Source organism: Amorphus sp. 3PC139-8, assembly GCF_040750475.1.
GTDB lineage: Bacteria > Pseudomonadota > Alphaproteobacteria > Rhizobiales > Amorphaceae > Amorphus.
This window is the reverse complement of the sequence record NZ_JABJVY010000002.1, coordinates 141,909-159,127: the sequence shown is the minus strand read 5'-3', so window position 1 is coordinate 159,127 and position 17,219 is coordinate 141,909. Positions and strand designations below refer to the sequence as shown.

Here is a 17,219-nt window from a genome sequence, read left to right as displayed (position 1 = left end):
GAGACACAAAAAAGGGGCACGCTGGGCCGCCCGCGGCGCGGGCGCCACCTCAAGTCCGAGTATTGCGGAAAGTGCTACCCCATCACAATCGCTGGCGTGCCCGACAGGATCTTGTCGACGACCACTTTCGCGGTTTCCGCGCAGGCCTGAGTGCCACCGTTGCCGTAGAGCTTGACGGCATCGCCAACGCACCAAAGGCCGTCGATCCCCGTCGCCCGATCCATATCGTAACCTGCGCCGCTGCGCTGGGCCGGCCAGTCGTCCCGCATGACGCGAACCGACAGCATCTTCACCTTGTCGTCGAAGCCGGGAAACTGCTCGCGCAGGTCTTCCAGACCGAGCGTCACTTCCGCGTCGCTCTCGAAATCGCCGATCGCGGGTTTGGGTACCGCATAAGCGACATATTGGTGCCAGCCATCGGGCGCCAGCTCGGGGCACGTGGCCGTCAGGTTGGCCATATTGCACAGCCGCCGCGTCTTGCCGAAGGTCATGATCCCCGGCGCCGGCATAATGTCCTCGCGGGAGGCGAAGTTGTAGACGATGTTCGCGGCCGGCTTCAGCAGATCCCTGGTCTGCCGCACGTAGTCGGCGGAAAGATGGTCTTCGCCCGCGAGGGTGACCACCGCTTTCGGGCCGCCATTGCAGATGATCGTGTCGGCTTCCACGCGAACGGCCTCGCCGCCCTCGCGCCGGATCCGCACGGCAACCGCTCGGCCGTTCTCGACTTCGATCTTCTCCGCCGGAGAGGACAGCCAAACCTCGCCGCCCAACCTGACAACCGCATCGGCAAGCGCCTGCCAGGCCCCCATGGTGCCTTCGGGATGGAAACCGAAACGCTTGAAGGCGCCTTTCGACGTGAAATAAGTGAGAAAGGCGCGGGCCGGGATCTCGTCGGCGTTCATGGCGAAGATCGCCGCGCAGAGATTGCGAAAGATCGCGTGGACGGTCTCGTTCTTGGTGTAGCCTTTGAGCCAGTCCTCCGTCGACTGGCGGCCGTCCGGCAAATCGCCGCTGCGCGCCTTGGCAAACTGGTCCAGCACGCGGGACGCATGTTTCGTCAGGCCGCCAAGGAGCAGCCCCAGGCCGCCTTTCTGTACGTTCACGACTTTGCCTTCGAGAAAGAACACGGTGGCCGGGTTGGGCTCGCGAATCTCCAACGGCGCACCGCAGAGCGCGAAGGTCTCCTCGAACACGCCACCCGGCTCGAGCGCGATGGCGCCCATGTTGACCTTGTGGCCGTCGATGATCTCGGTACCGGCCCGCCCCCCGAGATAGTCGTGATCATCGATCAAGAGCGTACGCCGCCCCGCAGCCGCCAACCGCGCGGCCGCATGGCATCCCCCCGCCCCGGCACCGATGACAATCGCGTCGAAGCGCATGGCTGCATTCATGGCGTTCTCTCCCGGATCTATTGGTTGGGAGGAACTTGCTTTATATTAAACCGACCGTCCAGCTTTTTATTCCCTGCAATGCGGCTGACGCTGCTGACTGCACTGGCCCTCGGCGGCTCAGTAGCCGCGGCCGAGATCGACGAGATTTTGCAGCGGCCGTCACCAAATAGGCCGGCTCTCCTCAAAACGCGGTGAGTGAGGACGGGACGTCGGCAGACAGCCGCCCCCTTTTTTTGCGGCGCGCCCTATGCCGTCGCATGGCCGCCAGCGGCACAGACCGACGAAAGATCTCCTAGAGAGTGTTTCCAGGCCGAGCGGAAACCGGGTGGCTGCAAGCGCGTCGAAACAAGAATTTAGCCCCGCCCCGCGAGTCCGAGAGAAACGGAACACGCTCAAGGAGAACATTGGCCCAATGCCGGCTTCCGCGTCACACTGTGGCAGGACCCAGCCGGTTGACAGCATTGCGCACAAAAATATAACAAGTTAATTATTTGGGAGGAAAAATATGAAACTGGCGAGTTTCGGGTATCGTGGGGAGGATTTTGTCGGGTTCGAAGGAGTCGGCGGCATTGTCGAGCTGACCGCTGCCGCTCACGCGGCGGGCCTCTCCTGCGACTATCGCAACATGAGCGATCTGATCCAGGCCGGCGCTTCGGCGCGCGACACCCTGCAGGCCGTCTTTCGCCACGTCAGCGACAATCCTGGCGCCGTCGAGGCGATCCCGCTCGACGAGATCACCTGGCACCCGCCGGTTCGGCGACCCTATAAGATCATCGGGATCGCCTTGAACAACTCCGCCTCCAATGCCCGCAAGATCAGCGCGCCCGACCATCCGCTGTTCTTCCTGAAGCCCGCCTCCTGCCTCGTCGGCCATCAGCAGCCGATCGTGACGCGCAGCGAGATGGGTTCCGTCCATCCCGAGCCCGAGCTTGCCGTCGTGATCGGCAAGGACTGCAAGGACGTCGCGGCAGAAGACGCGATGGACTGCGTGTTCGGCTACTCCATCATGAACGACATGACCGGCAACGCGATGCGGGCGGAGGACATGGTCCATTACTATGCGCTCTATCCGAAGAAGGACGATCCGGATATCGTGGAAAAGCGCGAGCAGCATCTGAGCTATACCGCGCGCTACAAAGGCTCCGACACCTTCGGGCCGATGGGGCCGTGGCTCGTCACAAAGGACGAGCTGACCGATCCGCACAATCTTTCGGTCAAATGCTGGCACAAGGACACCCAGATCGCCGAGGATTCGACGGCCTTCTACACCTACTCCGTGGAGCAGGTGATCGCCTTCGTGACGCGCTTTCACACGCTCTGGGCCGGCGACGTCATTTCGATGGGCACGGCCTTCCGGCCGCAGCCGGGCGTTAAGCGCAGCCTTCACACAGCCGACGTGACGTCGCTGGGCGGTCCCGTCAGCGTCGAGATTTCCGGGATCGGGCGGCTGGAAAATCCGGTGGTGAACCAGTGACCGACTTGCGGCTCGACGATCGGCTGGCCATTCAGGCGCTGAACGACGAGTTCGGCCACCGCCTCGACCATGGTGACCTCGACGGCTTCGTCGACCTGTTCACCGAGGACGTCCGCTATGCCAATGGTGCGCGGCAGTTGAACGGACAAAAGGAAATGCGCGCATTCTTCGCCGCACGCGCGGCGGGGGATCGCGTCTCCCGGCATCTCTACTCCGGGCTGCGGATCGCGTTCGAAGGCGTCGACCGGGCAAGCGGCACCAGCGTCTGGCTGACGTTCGCAGGGTCCGGCCCGCTGCCGATCCGGCCGGCCGATCCGTTCGCAGTAGCCGATGTCAGCGATCGCTACTTTCGCACGCCCGACCGCGGCTGGCGCATCGCGGTGCGGCAGATCGCACCCGTCATGCTGAGCGACACAGTACCCGAACTGCCGTCGAGGTCTTCGTCATGACGGATAGCGGGATCCTGGAGCTGCAGGGCGCTTCGCTCGCCTGGGATACCGCCGGGCATGGACCTGGCGTGGTGCTGCTCCACGGCTTTTCCTGCGATACCCGCATGTGGGACCCCCAAACGCGGGCGCTCGCCCCCACCTATCGGATCGTGCGCTACGATTTGCGCGGCTTCGGCGCGTCGTCCCTCCCTTCCGGCCCGTACGATCACGCCGACGACCTTCTGGCGATGATCGACTCCCATGGTCTTCAGCGGCCGCTCGTCGTCGGCCTGTCTCTTGGCGCCAACATTGCGTTGGCTTTCGCCCGCCGCTTTCCGGACCGGCTCTCCGGCCTGCTGCTTGCCGCCCCCGGCCTGCCGGGCCATGTGTGGACGGAGGAACGCCCTCCGGAGGCGGCGAAGGCCTACGCCCGGACGCACGACGTGGCTGCGGTGAAAGCCTTTTGGTTGGGGCATCCGCTGTTTGCTTCCCTTGCCGATGCGCCGAGAGCGCGCGACGTGATGACGGCGATGGTCGAGGATTATTCCGGCTGGCACTGGACCAACACCGACCCACAAGCGCCGATCCCCGGGCTTCCCGAGGCGCTTCCCACGATCGCCACGCCAACCCTCGTGATCAGCGGCGAGCGCGACGCCGCCGGCTACCGGGAGATAGCCCGCCGCATCGCCGCGGACATGCCACAGGCCCGGCTCGTCTCCTTGAAGGACGTCGGCCACATGGTGAATCTCGAAGCCGAAGACGCGTTCAACCGACTGCTCTTGCAGTTCGCGGACGAGACGGCACCGGCGACCAGCGAGGCCACCCAATGAGCAACACCATCCCGTTGAGCCTCGATCCGCCCGGCACCTTCCTCTACACCGGCGAGATGGCGACCAAGGGCTACAACCTCACCCGGTTCGGCTTGAGCTTGCGCCGTCCGGACAACCGCAAGGCGTTCCTCGCCGACGAGGAAGGCTATATGCGCGGCGCGGGTCTCAGCGACACGGAAATCGCGCTCGTGCTCGCCCGCGACTGGACCGGCCTGATCGAGGCCGGCGGGCATCTCCAGTCGATGCTGAAGGTCGCCGCCACCGTTGGCGAGAATCTCTGGCACATCGGCGCCCACAACGCCGGCATGACGGCGGACGAGCTGATGGCGATCTGTCCGCGGAAGGTCTCCGCACTGCCTGGAGAGGAAAGCTGATGGCCCGAATTGTCGCCGGTTTCGGCATTTCGCACACGCCGTCGATGGGCATCGAGTACGACCGCGGCATCGCGAATGGCTTCGCGCCGCACTGGCAGCCCTGGTACGACGGAACGCGGCCGGTCAAGGCGTGGCTCAGCAAGCTCAAGCCCGACCGGATCGTGATCGTCTACAACGACCATCTGAACCACTTCGATTTCGACGCCTACCCGACGATCGCCATCGGCGTGGCGCCGGAATTCCGCCAGGCGGACGAAGGCTGGGGGCCTCGGCCCTATCCCTCGCTGACCGGCGACGTGGCGCTCGGCTGGCACGTCACGGAGCATCTGGTACGCGAGGCCGGGTTCGATCCGACCGTCTGCCAGGATCTCGCGGTGGATCACGGGATCTACTCCTGGCTGCCCTATCTGATGGATCCGCCCTGGGACGTGCCGACCACGCCGATCGCGATCAACATGGTCCGCCATCCGATTCCGACGTCGCAGCGGCTGCTCTATCTCGGCCAGGAACTACGCAAAGCGCTGGAGAGCTTTCCGAGCGATGACCGCATCCTCGTGGTCGCGACCGGCGGCATGTCGCACCAGATCTCGGGCGCCCGCTTTGGCATCGCCAACGAGGCCCTCGACGAATGGTTCCTCGACAAGATCGGCCCCGAAGTGAACACGCTCGTTGAGGTGCCGCAGCGCGAGCTGATGCGTCTGGGCGGCACCGAGGCCGCGGAACTCGCGATCTGGTTCGCCATGCGCGGCGCGCTCTCCGACGAGATCCGCGAAGTCTACCGCTACTACACCTTCCCGGCGATCACCGGCTGCGGCGTGATCGCGTTCGAAGAAGGCCCGGCCGCGTAAAGCATGCCCCGTTCACGTTAATCGCTTGGAACCGGACATGCTCAAGCAATTGAATCTGGGCCCATTTCTTATCGCTCGGATATTTCCGTCCGAACGGATAGGGCTCTTGACCCGCTCCGCTATTCTCGGAAAAGCAGAGCGGGTCAAGTTATTGTTTCGACGCGTTTCCGGACAGCCGACCGGTTTCCGCTTGACCTGAAAACGCTCTAAGCCGTCGTGCTGCCCCAGATGGCCTCAGCCGTTTTGACCACGAGCTCCAGCTTCCGGCGCTGGTCGTCTTCGGTCACCTTGTTGCCCTCCTCGGTGGAGGAGAAGCCGCACTGCGGCGCGATGCCCATCTGGTCGAGATCGGCATATTTCGAGGCTTCGTCGAACAACCGCCGCAGATGATCGAGCGATTCAAGCTCCGGCGTCTTGGTGGTGATGAAGCCGGGCATAACGCGCTGCTTGCCCTTGGGCAGCAACCGCAACGGCTCCAGGCCACCGGCCCGGTCGCTGTCATATTCCATGAAGAAGACGTCGATGCCGGTGGAGAAGACAGCCTCCGCGGCCGGATCGTAGCCGCCCTCGGCGACCCAGGTCGACTGGTTGTTGCCGCGGCACATGTGCATGCCGATCACCATGTCCTCCGGTCGGCCGGCGACCGCATTGCGCATCATGGTGGAGTATTCGGAGATGAGCCAATCCGGGTCGATCCCGCGATCGCGCCATTCCTGCCGGATCGTCTCGTCGCACAGATAGGCGTAGAAGATGTCATCCATCTGCAGATACCGGCAGCCGACATCGTAGAAGGCCTTCACCGCGTCCTTGTAGGTCTGCGTCAGATCGGCAAAGTAGGCGCCCAGGTCCTCCTGATACTCCCGCACGTGGTTGTTCTTATCCATCAGCCGATAGTGGCAGGCGGAGGGCCCGGGAATTGAGATTTTCGGCGTGACCTTGGTGTTCTCCGCCACGAACTTGAAGTGCGCCAGCATCGGATGATCTTGGGGAAAGCTCACCCGGTCCTTGAGCACGATGACCTGCGGCTTCGTCGTCAGCCCCTTGAACTTGAGGCCACCGCCCTCCTGGGTCTCGATATCGAGGCCATTCAGCATGCCCATGAAGTCGTAGTGCCACCAGGACCGGCGCAACTCGCCATCGGTCACCACCGGCAACCCGACCTCTTCCTGCATGGCGATCGCTTTCCGAATCTCCGTGTCCTCCACGGCGCGGAGCTCGTCGGCGGAGACGGAATGCTCCTCGAAGTGCTTCTTGCGCGCTTGCTTGAGCGAGGCCGGGCGCAGCAGGCTTCCGACATGGTCGGCGCGGAACGGCGGTCGGGCGGTCATCAGTCTCTCCCTTGTTGTGGACCTTCGATGGACCTCGACAGTCGGGCCACGCCCTTGGGCGCGGACACTCAAACTTCGACCCAAAAGACCCATTTAAATCAGTAGCTTGCTGGCAGATCTTCAATCTCGGTATTGGCGCGAACGTTCCGTGGAACGACGCCGATGCTCTCCAGCCTAGCGCCGCATTTCAATAACACGTTAATTACTGATGGCAAGACTCGGTGGCGCCATCCGGCACCTGCGGTGTATCCCCGAATGGCCCGCCAGCCTCTGCGGCCGCGATCCGCTCCGCAATCGAAATAATGAGGGAACGGAACCACTTATGCGCCGGAGAGGTGTGCGTCCGTCCAGTCCACGACATCTCGACGGGAAACGTGCAATCGAAGGGCGCGGGCACGCAAGCAATCCGCGGCGAATAGAGCCTGCTGAGACCCCCGGTCGCCGTCAGCACGAGGTCCGTCTCCGAGATGATCCGGTCGATCTCGCCGAAGGACGGCACTTCCAGCACCGGCGAGATCGCCAGCCCGAGCCGGTCCAACGCTTCATGGAAAAAGGGCCGCCAGCCGAGCGCAGGTTTCACCACCAGGTGCCGCGCGTGAGCATAGTCGTCGAGGGTCATGCGCCTTTTGGCATAAGGACTCTCGTGGGAGACGAAGCAGGCATAGCGCTCGGTCAGCAGGCGCTGCGAGTAGATGCCCGCACTGCGTACCAGCAGGGGCGCGATCACCACATCGCAAATACCAGCTTCGAGCTGGCGATGCCCTTCGGAATTGGCGTGGATCACCGACACTCGCACATGCGGCGCCGTTGCGGCGATTTCCGCCATGATCGCCGGCAAGAATGTGCTGCGCTCATAGAAATTGCAGGACAGGACGAACCGATCTTCCGCCACCGACGGATCGAAATGGTCGGTGACGGTCAGCGCCTCGAAGCGGCGAAGCAGCGTCTCCGCCCCCGCCACGATCTGGGTGCAGCGCTCGGTCGGCTCCACCGACCGGCCGAGCCGAACGAACAACGGATCGCCGAAGATCGTGCGCAGACGGTCGATGGCGTAGCTGACGCTCGATTGCGTCATGCCCAACTCGTCCGCCGCCGCACGGAAGGAGGACATGCGATAGACCTGTATGAGGATGCTCAGCGAATGAAAGTCCGTCTTCAACGGATCCGGTTCGCTCGGCGTCGTCATGGATACCCCTTTTCTGGCGAAGAGCCTGGGACTGACGATCTTGATCGAAAATATCGATCACATCCATCGGTCTCGTCCTGTTGTTCCGTTCATTTCCGCCGCATAGCGTCTCGCCACCGTCACGCGGACGAAGGGAGGAGCGTTCGCGCGGCTGACACCGGGAACGCGCCCGCGTCGTGGCCCGGCTTTCTCCTCCCATGCGGACATCGCAGCGGCCCGATCGGCCGGGAAAAGGAGAGGATATGACCGACTATAGCCAACAAGGCCTGGAACTCAGGCGTCAGATGTTCGGCAAGGCGGGCGCAGACGACCATATCGCCAATGCCAGTGAATTCATGCAGCCGGTGCAGGACCTTGTGACCCGGGTCTGCTTCGGCGAGATCTGGCAGCGTCCCCATCTGGATCTGAAGATGCGTTCCATGCTGACGCTCGCCATGCTGGTGGCCCAAGGCCGCACCCATGAGATCCGGATCCACACCCGCGGCGCCCTCGCCAACGGCGCCACCAAAGAGGAGCTGAAGGAGCTGTTTCTTCACTCCTTCCCCTATATCGGCCTGCCGTTGATGATCGACGGTATCCTCGCTTGCGAGGACGAGATCCGGAAGGTCGAGGCAGGCCAAGCGATCGGCGATCTGCACGAGGGCGACCATGGTTGATCGGATCGGGTTTGTCGGCCTCGGCCACATGGGCAATCCCATGTCGGCGCATATCGCCGCATCGGGGGCTCCGCTCACCGTCTATGACATCGACCCGGCGCTGACGCGCGCCCATGCCGCGGAGATCGGCGCGACCCCGGCCGCCGATCTGGCGGAGCTCGGTCGCAATTCGGATGTTGTGGTGACCATGCTGCCGACCGGTCAGGTGGTCCGCCAAGCGGTGTTGGAGCAAGGTCTTGCAGACACATTGGCCAAAGGATCGCTGATCATCGATATGAGTTCGTCGGTGCCGACCGGCTCGGTCACGTTGCATGACGAGCTGGAAAAACGCGGGATCGGCTTCATCGATGCGCCGGTGTCGGGTGCCGTGCCTCGGGCCAAGACCGCCACGCTGGCGATCATGGTCGGCGCCTCGGACGAGGCCCAGTTCGCCCGCGCCGAGCCGATCTTGAAATTGATGGGCGACCGCATCTTCCGCACCGGCGGTGTCGGAACGGGGCACGCCATGAAGGCGCTCAACAACTACGTTGCGGCTGCGGGCTTCGCTGCCGCCTCCGAAGCCCTGATCCTGGGTGAAAAGTTCGGGCTCAACCCGGAAACCGCACTGGACATCATCAACGTCTCCACCGGCCGCAACTTCTCCACAGAGGCGACCTTGAAGACCGAGGTGCTGACGCGGGCGTTCAAGTCTGGCTTCGGCTTGGCGCTCCTGACCAAGGACGTGAAGATCGCCGCGGATCTTTCGGAGAGCCTCGATGCCGGACTACCGCTCGTCGCCGAGACGAGTGCCTGGTGGGATCGCGCGCTCGCCGAGCTCGGGGCGGAAAAGGACCACACCGAAGCCTTCACCGTCTGGGAGGCGACGGCGCGCACCTGATCAATCCCGGCGGGCGCTTCGGATGACCCGCCGGTCTAAAAAGAACCAAGGGAGGACATCATGACCCATTTTGCACGACCGCTTGCGATCGCCGCCGTTGCGGGGCTTGCCGCTGTCTGGACGGGCCCCGCCACGGCTCAGACCACGCTCACCCTCAACAACTGGCTACCGCCCGGCCATACCCAGATGACCGGCATCATCGAGCCGTGGATGAAACAGGTAGAGGAAGCCACCGACGGACGCGTCGTCATCAAGAAGACCGACGCGTCGCTGGGGGCGCCGCCACGACAGTACGATCTGGCGGTGGACGGTATCGCGGACATCACCGTCGGCGTGCTCGGCTACACGCCGGGCCGGTTCAAGCTGGCCAGCATTGCCGAGTTGCCCTTCGTGGGCGAGACCGCGCTTGGCCTGTCCAAGGGGCTTTGGGCCGTCCACGAGACATATTTCGATGAGGCCAACGAATATAAGGGCGTCAAGCTCCTGGGCCTTTATGCCAACGCCACCGGTCACATCATGACCACCGACGCGACCGGTCCGATCCTGTCGATCGACGACTATCAGGGGAAGAAATTCCGCGTCGGCGGAGGCATCGTGCAGAAGATCAATCCAGCGCTCGGCGGCGTGAACGTGGCCGTGCCGGCCAACGAGGTCTACGAGATCCTCAGCCAGGGCGTGGCTGACGGCACGCTCTTGCCGCTGGAGGCCTATCCGAGCTTCAACCTCACCGGCGTGATCGGCAACTCGACCGAGATTCCCGGCGGCTTCTACTCCTCAGCCTGGTTCGTCGTGATGAACCAGGACACTTGGGACAGCCTGTCGGAAGAGGACCAGAAGGCGATCATGGGCGTCTCCGGCGCGCATCTCGCCGAACTCGCCGGCCATTCGCAGGACGCGGAGGAACAGAAGGCCCGCGAGCTGATGAAGAGCGACGGCGTCGAGTTCCAGACCGCCGACAACGCCTTCGTCTCCGCCGTGCGCGAGCGTCTCGCCAGCATCGAGAAGCAATGGATCGCCGATGCCGACGGCCTCGGCGTGGACGGCGAGGCTGCTCTTGAGATGATGCGCAAGGAAGTCGCCAAGGTCGAGGGCGGCCAGTAAGCCACCATCCGAGGGCCGACAGCAATGTCTGAAACCCGTGATGCAGGGGCGGACGGTTCCGGCCGTCCGCCCGGCTGGTCCCGCGCGGTCGAATGGGTCTTTTCGGCTGCCGCAGCCCTTTTGCTGTTTCTGATGATGACGATCACCTTTCTCGACGTGCTCGGCCGGTATTTCTTCAATCATCCGCTGGGCTTCGCCTTCGAGGTCACGCAGCTGACGATGGCGGGGCTCGTCTTCACCGCTCTGCCGTCGGTCACCTTACGCGGCCAGCACGTCACCGCAGGGCTGTTCGAGAACGCCTTTTCCGGCCGTCTCAAGCACGCGCGCGATCTGATCGTTGCATTGATTGTCGCCGTCGGCTGCGGGTTTCTCGCCTGGCGCCTGTCGATGCTGGCGGAGCGCTTCATGATGTGGGGCGACGAGACGTCTGTGCTGAAATTTCCGATCGGCCTGGTCGCCTGGCTCGGAGTCGGCTGCCTGGTTGCCGGCGCGTTGGCCGCGCTGGTCCTCGCCGCCCAGGCACTCACCGCAGGAGGCGCTCGCCGATGATTGCCATCGCCGGCTTTGTCGCGCTGTTCGCGCTGCTGTTCTTCGGTGTGCCGCTGGCCTTCGCCCTCGGACTGGTCGGCTATCTGGGGTTTGCGCTTTTGAGCGGGTTCAAGCCCGCCGGCGCCATGAGCGCTCAGATCGCCTGGGACACAGTGTCGTCCTACAGCCTTTCGGTGCTGCCGCTCTTCGTCCTCATGGGCAATCTGGTGAACCGGGCAGGCCTGTCGCGCGACCTCTACGCCGCCTCCAACGCCATTGTCGGACATTTCCGCGGCGGCCTGGCAATGGCGACCATCGTGGCCTGCGGCGGCTTTGCCGCCGTCTCCGGCTCCAGCCTGGCCACGGCGGCAACGATGTCGTCGATCGCCATGCCCTCGATGCGGAGCTACGGTTATTCGCCTGCCCTCTCCAGCGGCTCGGTTGCCGCCGGCGGCACGCTCGGCATCCTGATCCCGCCTTCCGTCATCATGGTCATTTACGGCTCCATGACGGAGACCAGCATCGGACAGCTCTTCATCGCCGGGATCGTTCCAGGCGTCCTCGGGATCCTGCTCTATGCGCTGGCCGTGCGCGCAACCATCTGGTTCGATCCGTCCTCCGGGCCGGCCGGTCCGCGCCTTTCCCTTGGCGAGCGGTTGCGGGCGATCGGACAGGTCTGGGTGGTGCTCGGTCTTTTCGCCCTGATCATCGGAGGCATTTATCTAGGCGTCTTTACGGCGACGGAAGCCGCCGGGATCGGCGCCGCAGGCGCCTTCTTCATCGCCCTGGCGAAAGGGTCGCTCACCATCCGCAGCCTGATCGAGGTGTTGATCGAGACAGCGCGCACCTCCGCGATGTTGATGGTCGTGCTGGTCGGAGCGCTGATCTTTTCCAACTTCGTCAACATCGCCGGGGTGCCGAGCGCGGTGGTCTCCGGCATCGAAGCGGCCGGCCTCGGCCCGACCGGCGTGATCCTGCTCCTGATCGTGTTCTATCTGGTGCTCGGGTGTGTCTTCGACTCGTTGGCGATGATCCTGCTCACCGTGCCCATCTTCTTCCCGCTGGTCACGCAACTCGGTTTCGATCCGATCTGGTTCGGCATCCTTCTCGTGGTCACCGTGGAGATCAGCCTGATCACGCCGCCGATCGGTATGAACATCTTCGTCATCCGAACCGTGGTCAAAGACCTGCCGGTCACCACCATCTACCGCGGCGTAATGCCCTTCATCCTGGCCGATTTCGTCCGGCTCGCCCTGATTGTCCTTCTGCCAGCCCTGATCCTGTTTTTGCCGGATCAAATGGCACACTGAACACCATAAATTCGTGGAGGAAACCGAATGAGCGACCATCAGATGATCATTGGCGGCAAGCCGCAGCCCGCATCCGATCACCTCGATGTCGAGAACCCGGCCACTGGGGACGTCGCCGGCCGGATGCCGATGGGCACCAGAGCCAATCTCGACGCGGCGGTCGATGCGGCCCGCACCGCCTTTCCGGGCTGGGCCGCCGCGCCCGATGCCGACCGGAAGGCCGCCTGTCACGCCATCGCCGCCAAGATCGAGGAGGACGGCGACGCCCTTGCAAGCCTGATCACCAGCGAGCAGGGCAAGCCCCTCAACGGCCTCGGCTCGCGCTTCGAGGTGGGCGGCTGCGTCGGTTGGGCCCACGCCACCGCCGAGCTCGACCTGCCCGTCGAAGTGGTCCAGGACGACGACCAGGGCCGGATCGAGGTTCACCGCAAGCCGGTTGGCGTGGTCGGCTCGATTACCCCGTGGAATTGGCCGGTTCTGATCGCCGTATGGCACATCCTTCCCGCGGTGCGCGCCGGCAATACCGTCGTGATCAAGCCATCGCCGTATACGCCGCTTTCCACCCTTCGTCTGGTGGCGCTGATGAACGAGGTGCTGCCGGCCGGTGTGGTCAATGCCGTCACCGGTCCGGACGAGCTGGGCGGCGCCATGTCGGAACACTCCGGCATCGACAAGATCGTCTTCACCGGCTCGATTGCCACCGGCAAGAAGGTGATGGCCTCCGCCGCCGGCACGCTGAAACGCCTGACGCTAGAGCTCGGCGGCAACGACGCGGGCATCGTGCTGCCGGACGCCGACCCGAAGGCGATCGCCGAAGGCCTGTTCTGGGGGGCGTTCATCAACACCGGCCAGACCTGCGGCGCCATGAAGCGGCTCTACGTGCACGACAGCATCCACGATGCCGTCTGCGACGCCCTCGTCGAGATCGCAGGGCGGATGCCGATGGGCAACGGCCTGTCGGAGGAGAACGTGCTCGGACCGTTGTCCAACAAGATGCAGTTCGACAAAGTCGCCGGACTGGTCGACGACGCCAAACGCAACGGTGGCAAGATCCTCTTGGGCGGAGACCCAAAGGGCGGCGCCGGCTATTTCTACCCGATCACGTTCGTGTCCAATGTCGCCGACGGTACGCGGCTGGTCGACGAAGAGCAGTTCGGCCCGGTCCTGCCGATCATCCGCTACAGCGATGTCGATCAGATCGTGGCGATCGCGAACCAAAACCCACACGGGCTCGGGGGCTCGGTCTGGTCGTCCGATAGCGCAGCAGCCAAGAAGATCGCACAGCGGCTCGAGTGCGGGTCGGTCTGGGTCAACAAGCACGGCGCGATCCAGCCCAACGCACCTTTCGGCGGCGTGAAATCCTCCGGAATCGGGGTCGAATTCGGGCCCGAAGGATTGAAAGAGTACACTACCATCCAGACGGTTTTCTGCTGAAGCCTTTCCAAGCAACGCGGAATCCGGATGCGGAACAGTGGAGCAGACGCGCTAGCGAGCGTTTCCCGGCCAAGTAAGTGGAAACCGGTTGCCCGTTCGGAAACGCGTCGAAACAAGAACTTAGACCCGCTCCGTGATTTCGAGAAAAGCGGAACGGGTCTAGGATCAGGACCCTAGACCGTCGGTTTTTCTTCAAACCAGGTCTGAAGCGGCATCACGATCGGCGGCTCGCCATTGGCCTCGCGCCAGGAATCGACCGCGAAGGCATTGCCGGTCTCGCGCTCCCGAATCACGGCGGTAGCATGCGGATAGCGCCCATCGAGGAAGAAGCCGCGGGCGACCGGCCGGGCGACACTGTGGTGCACAAGGAAGCCGTGCTTTTCCGCCAGTAGCAGATAGCTCGTGGTGTTGGTGGCTTCGTCGATACAGTCCATCTGGCCGGCGACACCGGCATTCCAAAGGTCCAGCCCGCCGATGTCGTCGTCGGAGCCGACCGTCGGGGCCACCGCCTTTTCCATCCAGGCCACCGCCTGGCGGATCGCCTGGCGCTCCGCCTCGGGAGACGCTTCCCCGCGCGCAAGGATCTTGCGCAGGGTGCGCAGATTGGTTTCCGACAGCGTTACGCTGGTGCGGCGCGCGCAGCCGAAGCCGTGGCAGACGATCACCTTGGTCGCCGTCGGCGGCACCGCCTGGTTTGCCGCGTACCACATGGACGGCTGGCCCTGCTGCTGCATGCAGCCCGCCAGGGCCGCACTGACCACCAGGAGTGTGAGGAAACGTCTCGCCACCGAATCGTCCTCTTCGCGCGCGTCTCCCTGCCTATCCCGCGCACGGAAAAATAACCATATGCCTACCGCCCCGAGATCTGACGGAGGAGGCCCACCCTTCCGTCACTTGCGCGTGAACGATCGACAGGCACGACAAGAATTCGGACAATTGAGCGACGCGCCCCTGCAACCGGTTGACCGGCGCCCGCTTCGGCCGTCATAGGAGACCTTATGAAACCCGTACACGTTGTTGGCGGCGGACTGGCCGGAAGCGAGGCTGCGTGGCAGCTCGCCGAAGCCGGCGTCCCCGTCATTCTGCATGAGATGCGTCCGGTTCGCGAAACCCCGGTCCACAAGACTGATGGGCTCGCCGAACTCGTCTGCTCCAACTCGTTTCGCTCCGACGATGCGGAATCGAACGCTGTCGGGCTACTGCACGCGGAGCTGCGCGATGCCGGATCGCTGGTCATGGCCTCGGCCGATCGCCATCAGGTGCCGGCCGGCGGGGCGCTCGCCGTGGACCGCGAAGGCTTTTCCGCCGCCGTGACGGCCGCACTGGCCGGCCATCCGCTGGTGACGATCGAGCGCGGCGAGCTTTCCGGCCTGCCGCCCCAGGACTGGGGCACGACCATCGTGGCCACCGGCCCCCTCACCTCGCCCGCGCTGGCCGAGGCGCTGCGGGCCCTCACGGGCGCGGAGTCGCTTGCCTTCTTCGACGCGATCGCCCCGATCATCCATTTCGACAGCATCGACCTGGACGTGTGCTGGTTCCAGTCGCGCTACGACAAGACTGGCCCCGGCGGCACCGGCGCGGACTATCTGAACTGCCCGATGACGAAGGCTCAATATGAGGCCTTCGTAGATGCGCTGATAGCGGCGGACAAGACCGTGTTTCGCGACTTCGAGCGCGACACGCCCTATTTCGACGGCTGCCTGCCGATCGAGGTGATGGCCGAGCGCGGCCGCGAGACGTTGCGCCACGGTCCGATGAAGCCAATGGGGCTGACCAACCGGCACAACCCGGAGGAAAAGCCTTATGCCGTCGTCCAACTGCGCCAGGACAATGCACTGGGCACGCTCTACAACATGGTCGGCTTCCAGACCAAGTTGATCTACAGCGAGCAGACGCGCGTGTTCCGCCTGATCCCGGGGCTGGAGAACGCGCAATTCGCTCGGCTCGGCGGCTTGCACCGCAACACCTACCTAAATTCGCCTGAGCTCCTGGATTCGTTTCTGCGCCTCAAGGCGCGGCCGGATCTGCGCTTTGCCGGCCAGATCACCGGCTGCGAGGGCTATGTGGAATCCGCTTCCATCGGGCTTCTGGCGGGGCGCTTCGCCGCCGCCGAGCACCTCGGGCGCACGCCAGTCGGCCCGCCGGCAACCACGGCGATGGGGGCCCTGCTCGGCCATATCACCGGTGGGCACCTGTCTTCCGACGAAGAGGAGAACCGCGGCGCCCGCTCCTTCCAGCCCATGAACGTCAATTTCGGTCTGTTTCCACCGATGGACACACCCCGGACGGACGCTGACGGGCGCAAGCTGAAAGGACCGGCGCGCGGGGCGGCCCGCAAGAAGCTGCTGACGGCGCGCGCCCGTGCGGACTTCGCCGCCTGGCTGGGCTCCGGGCTCACGGTCGCCGCCGAATAGAGCGGAGATCAGATGCGGGTGACCGTCGAGATCGGCACCGATCCCGATTTACCGGCTGCCCGCATGCGCCGAGCGGCGCGCCAGAGCCGCCACAGCGTCGCCATCCGCGGGGGTGTCGGGTCGCTGGACCACGGCTCGTAGCCGGCCGCCCGGATTTTCGCAAGCGCGGGCGGAACCAGCGACAACGTCAAAAAGGCGGGTGCGACCCGGGCCGGCACCGTCGCACCGGCCTCTGAGGCGCGCTCCAGATGATGGGTCGCGTGCGCGGCCAGCTCACCGACCACTGCCTTCAAACCGGGGTCGTCCCGATTCGACAGAATGCCGCTTGGCGTGGTTCCGTGGCGCTCCAGCACGTCGCCCGGCAGATAGACCTGAGCGCGCGCGAGATGGTGCGGCAGTGCGCGGATGACGGCGACGATCGCCTCGGCGACCCCAGCGTGGCCGGCCAGCGTTCCCGTTCCCGGATCGGCCCCATCGGCAAGCACCAGAGCGGCGATCTGAAACAGGGCCCCATGGGTCTCCCCGGCATAGCCCTCGAAGGTGCCCAGATCCGGCATCGGGTCATCATAGAGATCGAACACCCGCGCCTCGGTCATCGCCACCAGCGGCGCGCGCGGCAGCCGGTAGTGCTCGACAGTCTGCAACAGCGCATCGGCCACCGGATGGCCGTGCACGTCGCCGTGACCGATCCCCTGCAAGAGATCGCGCCACCATTGCAGCCGGATCTCACCGGGCATCGGATCACGCACCACCTCCCGCACCCGCACCAGCTCCAGATGGAAGGCATAGAGCGCCATCAGCGCCGGCCGGTGGGCGGGGTCGGCGAACAAGGCCGCCGCGAACCGTTCAGGGTCGTGGGCGCGAACCTGTTCCTGGCAATGGAGAAATGCGTCGCTCATGAGAATCGAAAAATAGGGTGTGCAGGCGTTGCGGGGAGACCCCTACCACAACACGCCCGTCCGCCATCGCGTTCGCATGACGCCCGCAGGCATTTCTTCGCGCTCCACACATTCCGACTTTTGCGGCAATGAGCGGAGCGA

17 protein-coding genes are annotated in these 17,219 nt (G+C 64.4%); 12 read left to right on the top strand and 5 right to left on the bottom strand.

The features are described 5' to 3' along the window. Positions 1-74: 74 nt before the first annotated feature. Complete coding sequence (locus HNS03_RS03120) at positions 75-1,391, bottom strand: phytoene desaturase family protein (RefSeq protein WP_367193011.1); 1,317 nt, start codon at positions 1,389-1,391, stop codon at positions 75-77. 505 nt (positions 1,392-1,896) lie between these two features. On the opposite strand from HNS03_RS03120, the gene HNS03_RS03115 reads away from it, so the two are divergent. Genes HNS03_RS03115 through HNS03_RS03095 form a run of 5 tightly spaced genes read left to right on the top strand, consistent with a single transcriptional unit; the run spans position 1,897 to position 5,345 of the window. Further along, the gene (locus HNS03_RS03115) at positions 1,897-2,865 is read left to right on the top strand and encodes a fumarylacetoacetate hydrolase family protein (protein ID WP_367193009.1); all 969 of its coding nucleotides are present in this window, start codon (positions 1,897-1,899) and stop codon (positions 2,863-2,865) included. Continuing rightward, on the top strand, positions 2,862-3,314 hold the full coding sequence (locus HNS03_RS03110) for a nuclear transport factor 2 family protein (RefSeq protein WP_367193008.1): 453 nt from the start codon (positions 2,862-2,864) through the stop codon (positions 3,312-3,314). The genes HNS03_RS03115 and HNS03_RS03110 overlap by 4 nt, the downstream gene beginning before the upstream one ends. Then, positions 3,311-4,123, top strand: coding sequence for an alpha/beta fold hydrolase (locus HNS03_RS03105; RefSeq protein ID WP_367193006.1), 813 nt, complete (start codon positions 3,311-3,313; stop codon positions 4,121-4,123). Before HNS03_RS03110 ends, HNS03_RS03105 begins: the two co-directional genes overlap by 4 nt. Next, entirely contained in the window at positions 4,120-4,497 is a 378-nt protein-coding gene (locus HNS03_RS03100) for a protocatechuate 3,4-dioxygenase (protein WP_367193005.1), read from the top strand. The genes HNS03_RS03105 and HNS03_RS03100 overlap by 4 nt, the downstream gene beginning before the upstream one ends. Continuing rightward, positions 4,497-5,345, top strand: coding sequence for a class III extradiol dioxygenase family protein (locus tag HNS03_RS03095; protein WP_367193003.1), 849 nt, complete (start codon positions 4,497-4,499; stop codon positions 5,343-5,345). The genes HNS03_RS03100 and HNS03_RS03095 overlap by 1 nt, the downstream gene beginning before the upstream one ends. 206 nt (positions 5,346-5,551) lie before the next feature. On the opposite strand, the gene HNS03_RS03090 is transcribed toward HNS03_RS03095, so the two are convergent. Both HNS03_RS03090 and HNS03_RS03085 read right to left on the bottom strand, forming a co-directional pair. Continuing rightward, a complete protein-coding gene (locus tag HNS03_RS03090; protein WP_367193001.1) occupies positions 5,552-6,673 on the bottom strand; it encodes a 5-methyltetrahydropteroyltriglutamate--homocysteine S-methyltransferase in 1,122 nt (373 codons plus the stop codon). 202 nt (positions 6,674-6,875) lie between these two features. After that, entirely contained in the window at positions 6,876-7,859 is a 984-nt protein-coding gene (locus HNS03_RS03085) for a LysR family transcriptional regulator (protein WP_367192999.1), read from the bottom strand. Positions 7,860-8,101: 242 nt separating this feature from the next. Between HNS03_RS03085 and HNS03_RS03080 the strand changes: the two genes are divergently transcribed. From HNS03_RS03080 to HNS03_RS03055, 6 genes are read left to right on the top strand one after another with little or no spacing between them, the layout of a single operon-like run. After that, a complete protein-coding gene (locus tag HNS03_RS03080) occupies positions 8,102-8,515 on the top strand; it encodes a carboxymuconolactone decarboxylase family protein (RefSeq protein WP_367192998.1) in 414 nt (137 codons plus the stop codon). Continuing rightward, the gene (locus HNS03_RS03075) at positions 8,508-9,392 is read left to right on the top strand and encodes an NAD(P)-dependent oxidoreductase (protein ID WP_367192996.1); all 885 of its coding nucleotides are present in this window, start codon (positions 8,508-8,510) and stop codon (positions 9,390-9,392) included. Before HNS03_RS03080 ends, HNS03_RS03075 begins: the two co-directional genes overlap by 8 nt. Before the next feature lie 60 nt (positions 9,393-9,452). Further along, positions 9,453-10,493: a TRAP transporter substrate-binding protein gene (locus HNS03_RS03070; RefSeq protein ID WP_367192995.1), complete on the top strand. Its 1,041-nt coding sequence runs from the start codon at positions 9,453-9,455 to the stop codon at positions 10,491-10,493. 24 nt (positions 10,494-10,517) lie between these two features. Next, positions 10,518-11,042 carry a TRAP transporter small permease gene (locus tag HNS03_RS03065; RefSeq protein WP_367192993.1) on the top strand — a complete coding sequence of 175 codons (525 nt, stop codon included), beginning with the start codon at positions 10,518-10,520 and terminating at the stop codon, positions 11,040-11,042. Further along, positions 11,039-12,331 (top strand): TRAP transporter large permease, encoded by a 1,293-nt coding sequence (locus tag HNS03_RS03060; protein ID WP_367192991.1) that lies wholly within the window; start codon positions 11,039-11,041, stop codon positions 12,329-12,331. The genes HNS03_RS03065 and HNS03_RS03060 overlap by 4 nt, the downstream gene beginning before the upstream one ends. A gap of 27 nt (positions 12,332-12,358) precedes the next feature. Beyond that, positions 12,359-13,765 carry an aldehyde dehydrogenase family protein gene (locus HNS03_RS03055; protein WP_367192989.1) on the top strand — a complete coding sequence of 469 codons (1,407 nt, stop codon included), beginning with the start codon at positions 12,359-12,361 and terminating at the stop codon, positions 13,763-13,765. Positions 13,766-13,938: 173 nt separating this feature from the next. Here HNS03_RS03055 and HNS03_RS03050 read toward each other — a convergent pair whose 3' ends face one another. Beyond that, a complete protein-coding gene (locus HNS03_RS03050; RefSeq protein WP_367192988.1) occupies positions 13,939-14,553 on the bottom strand; it encodes a hypothetical protein in 615 nt (204 codons plus the stop codon). Between the two features lie 210 nt (positions 14,554-14,763). Between HNS03_RS03050 and trmFO the strand changes: the two genes are divergently transcribed. Continuing rightward, positions 14,764-16,179, top strand: a complete 1,416-nt coding sequence (gene trmFO / locus HNS03_RS03045) for a methylenetetrahydrofolate--tRNA-(uracil(54)-C(5))-methyltransferase (FADH(2)-oxidizing) TrmFO (RefSeq protein ID WP_367192987.1) — start codon at positions 14,764-14,766, stop codon at positions 16,177-16,179. A gap of 8 nt (positions 16,180-16,187) precedes the next feature. On the opposite strand, the gene HNS03_RS03040 is transcribed toward trmFO, so the two are convergent. Beyond that, complete coding sequence (locus HNS03_RS03040; protein WP_367192985.1) at positions 16,188-17,078, bottom strand: phytoene/squalene synthase family protein; 891 nt, start codon at positions 17,076-17,078, stop codon at positions 16,188-16,190. Between the last annotated feature and the right edge of the window lie 141 nt (positions 17,079-17,219).

Coding starts and splice junctions, on each gene's coding strand:
- HNS03_RS03120 (WP_367193011.1), bottom strand. CDS start 1,391: ATGAATGCAGCCATGCGCTTCGACGCGATTGTCATCGGTGCCGGGGCG.
- HNS03_RS03115 (WP_367193009.1), top strand. CDS start 1,897: ATGAAACTGGCGAGTTTCGGGTATCGTGGGGAGGATTTTGTCGGGTTC.
- HNS03_RS03105 (WP_367193006.1), top strand. CDS start 3,311: ATGACGGATAGCGGGATCCTGGAGCTGCAGGGCGCTTCGCTCGCCTGG.
- HNS03_RS03100 (WP_367193005.1), top strand. CDS start 4,120: ATGAGCAACACCATCCCGTTGAGCCTCGATCCGCCCGGCACCTTCCTC.
- HNS03_RS03095 (WP_367193003.1), top strand. CDS start 4,497: ATGGCCCGAATTGTCGCCGGTTTCGGCATTTCGCACACGCCGTCGATG.
- HNS03_RS03090 (WP_367193001.1), bottom strand. CDS start 6,673: ATGACCGCCCGACCGCCGTTCCGCGCCGACCATGTCGGAAGCCTGCTG.
- HNS03_RS03085 (WP_367192999.1), bottom strand. CDS start 7,859: ATGACGACGCCGAGCGAACCGGATCCGTTGAAGACGGACTTTCATTCG.
- HNS03_RS03080 (WP_367192998.1), top strand. CDS start 8,102: ATGACCGACTATAGCCAACAAGGCCTGGAACTCAGGCGTCAGATGTTC.
- HNS03_RS03075 (WP_367192996.1), top strand. CDS start 8,508: ATGGTTGATCGGATCGGGTTTGTCGGCCTCGGCCACATGGGCAATCCC.
- HNS03_RS03070 (WP_367192995.1), top strand. CDS start 9,453: ATGACCCATTTTGCACGACCGCTTGCGATCGCCGCCGTTGCGGGGCTT.
- HNS03_RS03065 (WP_367192993.1), top strand. CDS start 10,518: ATGTCTGAAACCCGTGATGCAGGGGCGGACGGTTCCGGCCGTCCGCCC.
- HNS03_RS03060 (WP_367192991.1), top strand. CDS start 11,039: ATGATTGCCATCGCCGGCTTTGTCGCGCTGTTCGCGCTGCTGTTCTTC.
- HNS03_RS03055 (WP_367192989.1), top strand. CDS start 12,359: ATGAGCGACCATCAGATGATCATTGGCGGCAAGCCGCAGCCCGCATCC.
- trmFO (WP_367192987.1), top strand. CDS start 14,764: ATGAAACCCGTACACGTTGTTGGCGGCGGACTGGCCGGAAGCGAGGCT.
- HNS03_RS03040 (WP_367192985.1), bottom strand. CDS start 17,078: ATGAGCGACGCATTTCTCCATTGCCAGGAACAGGTTCGCGCCCACGAC.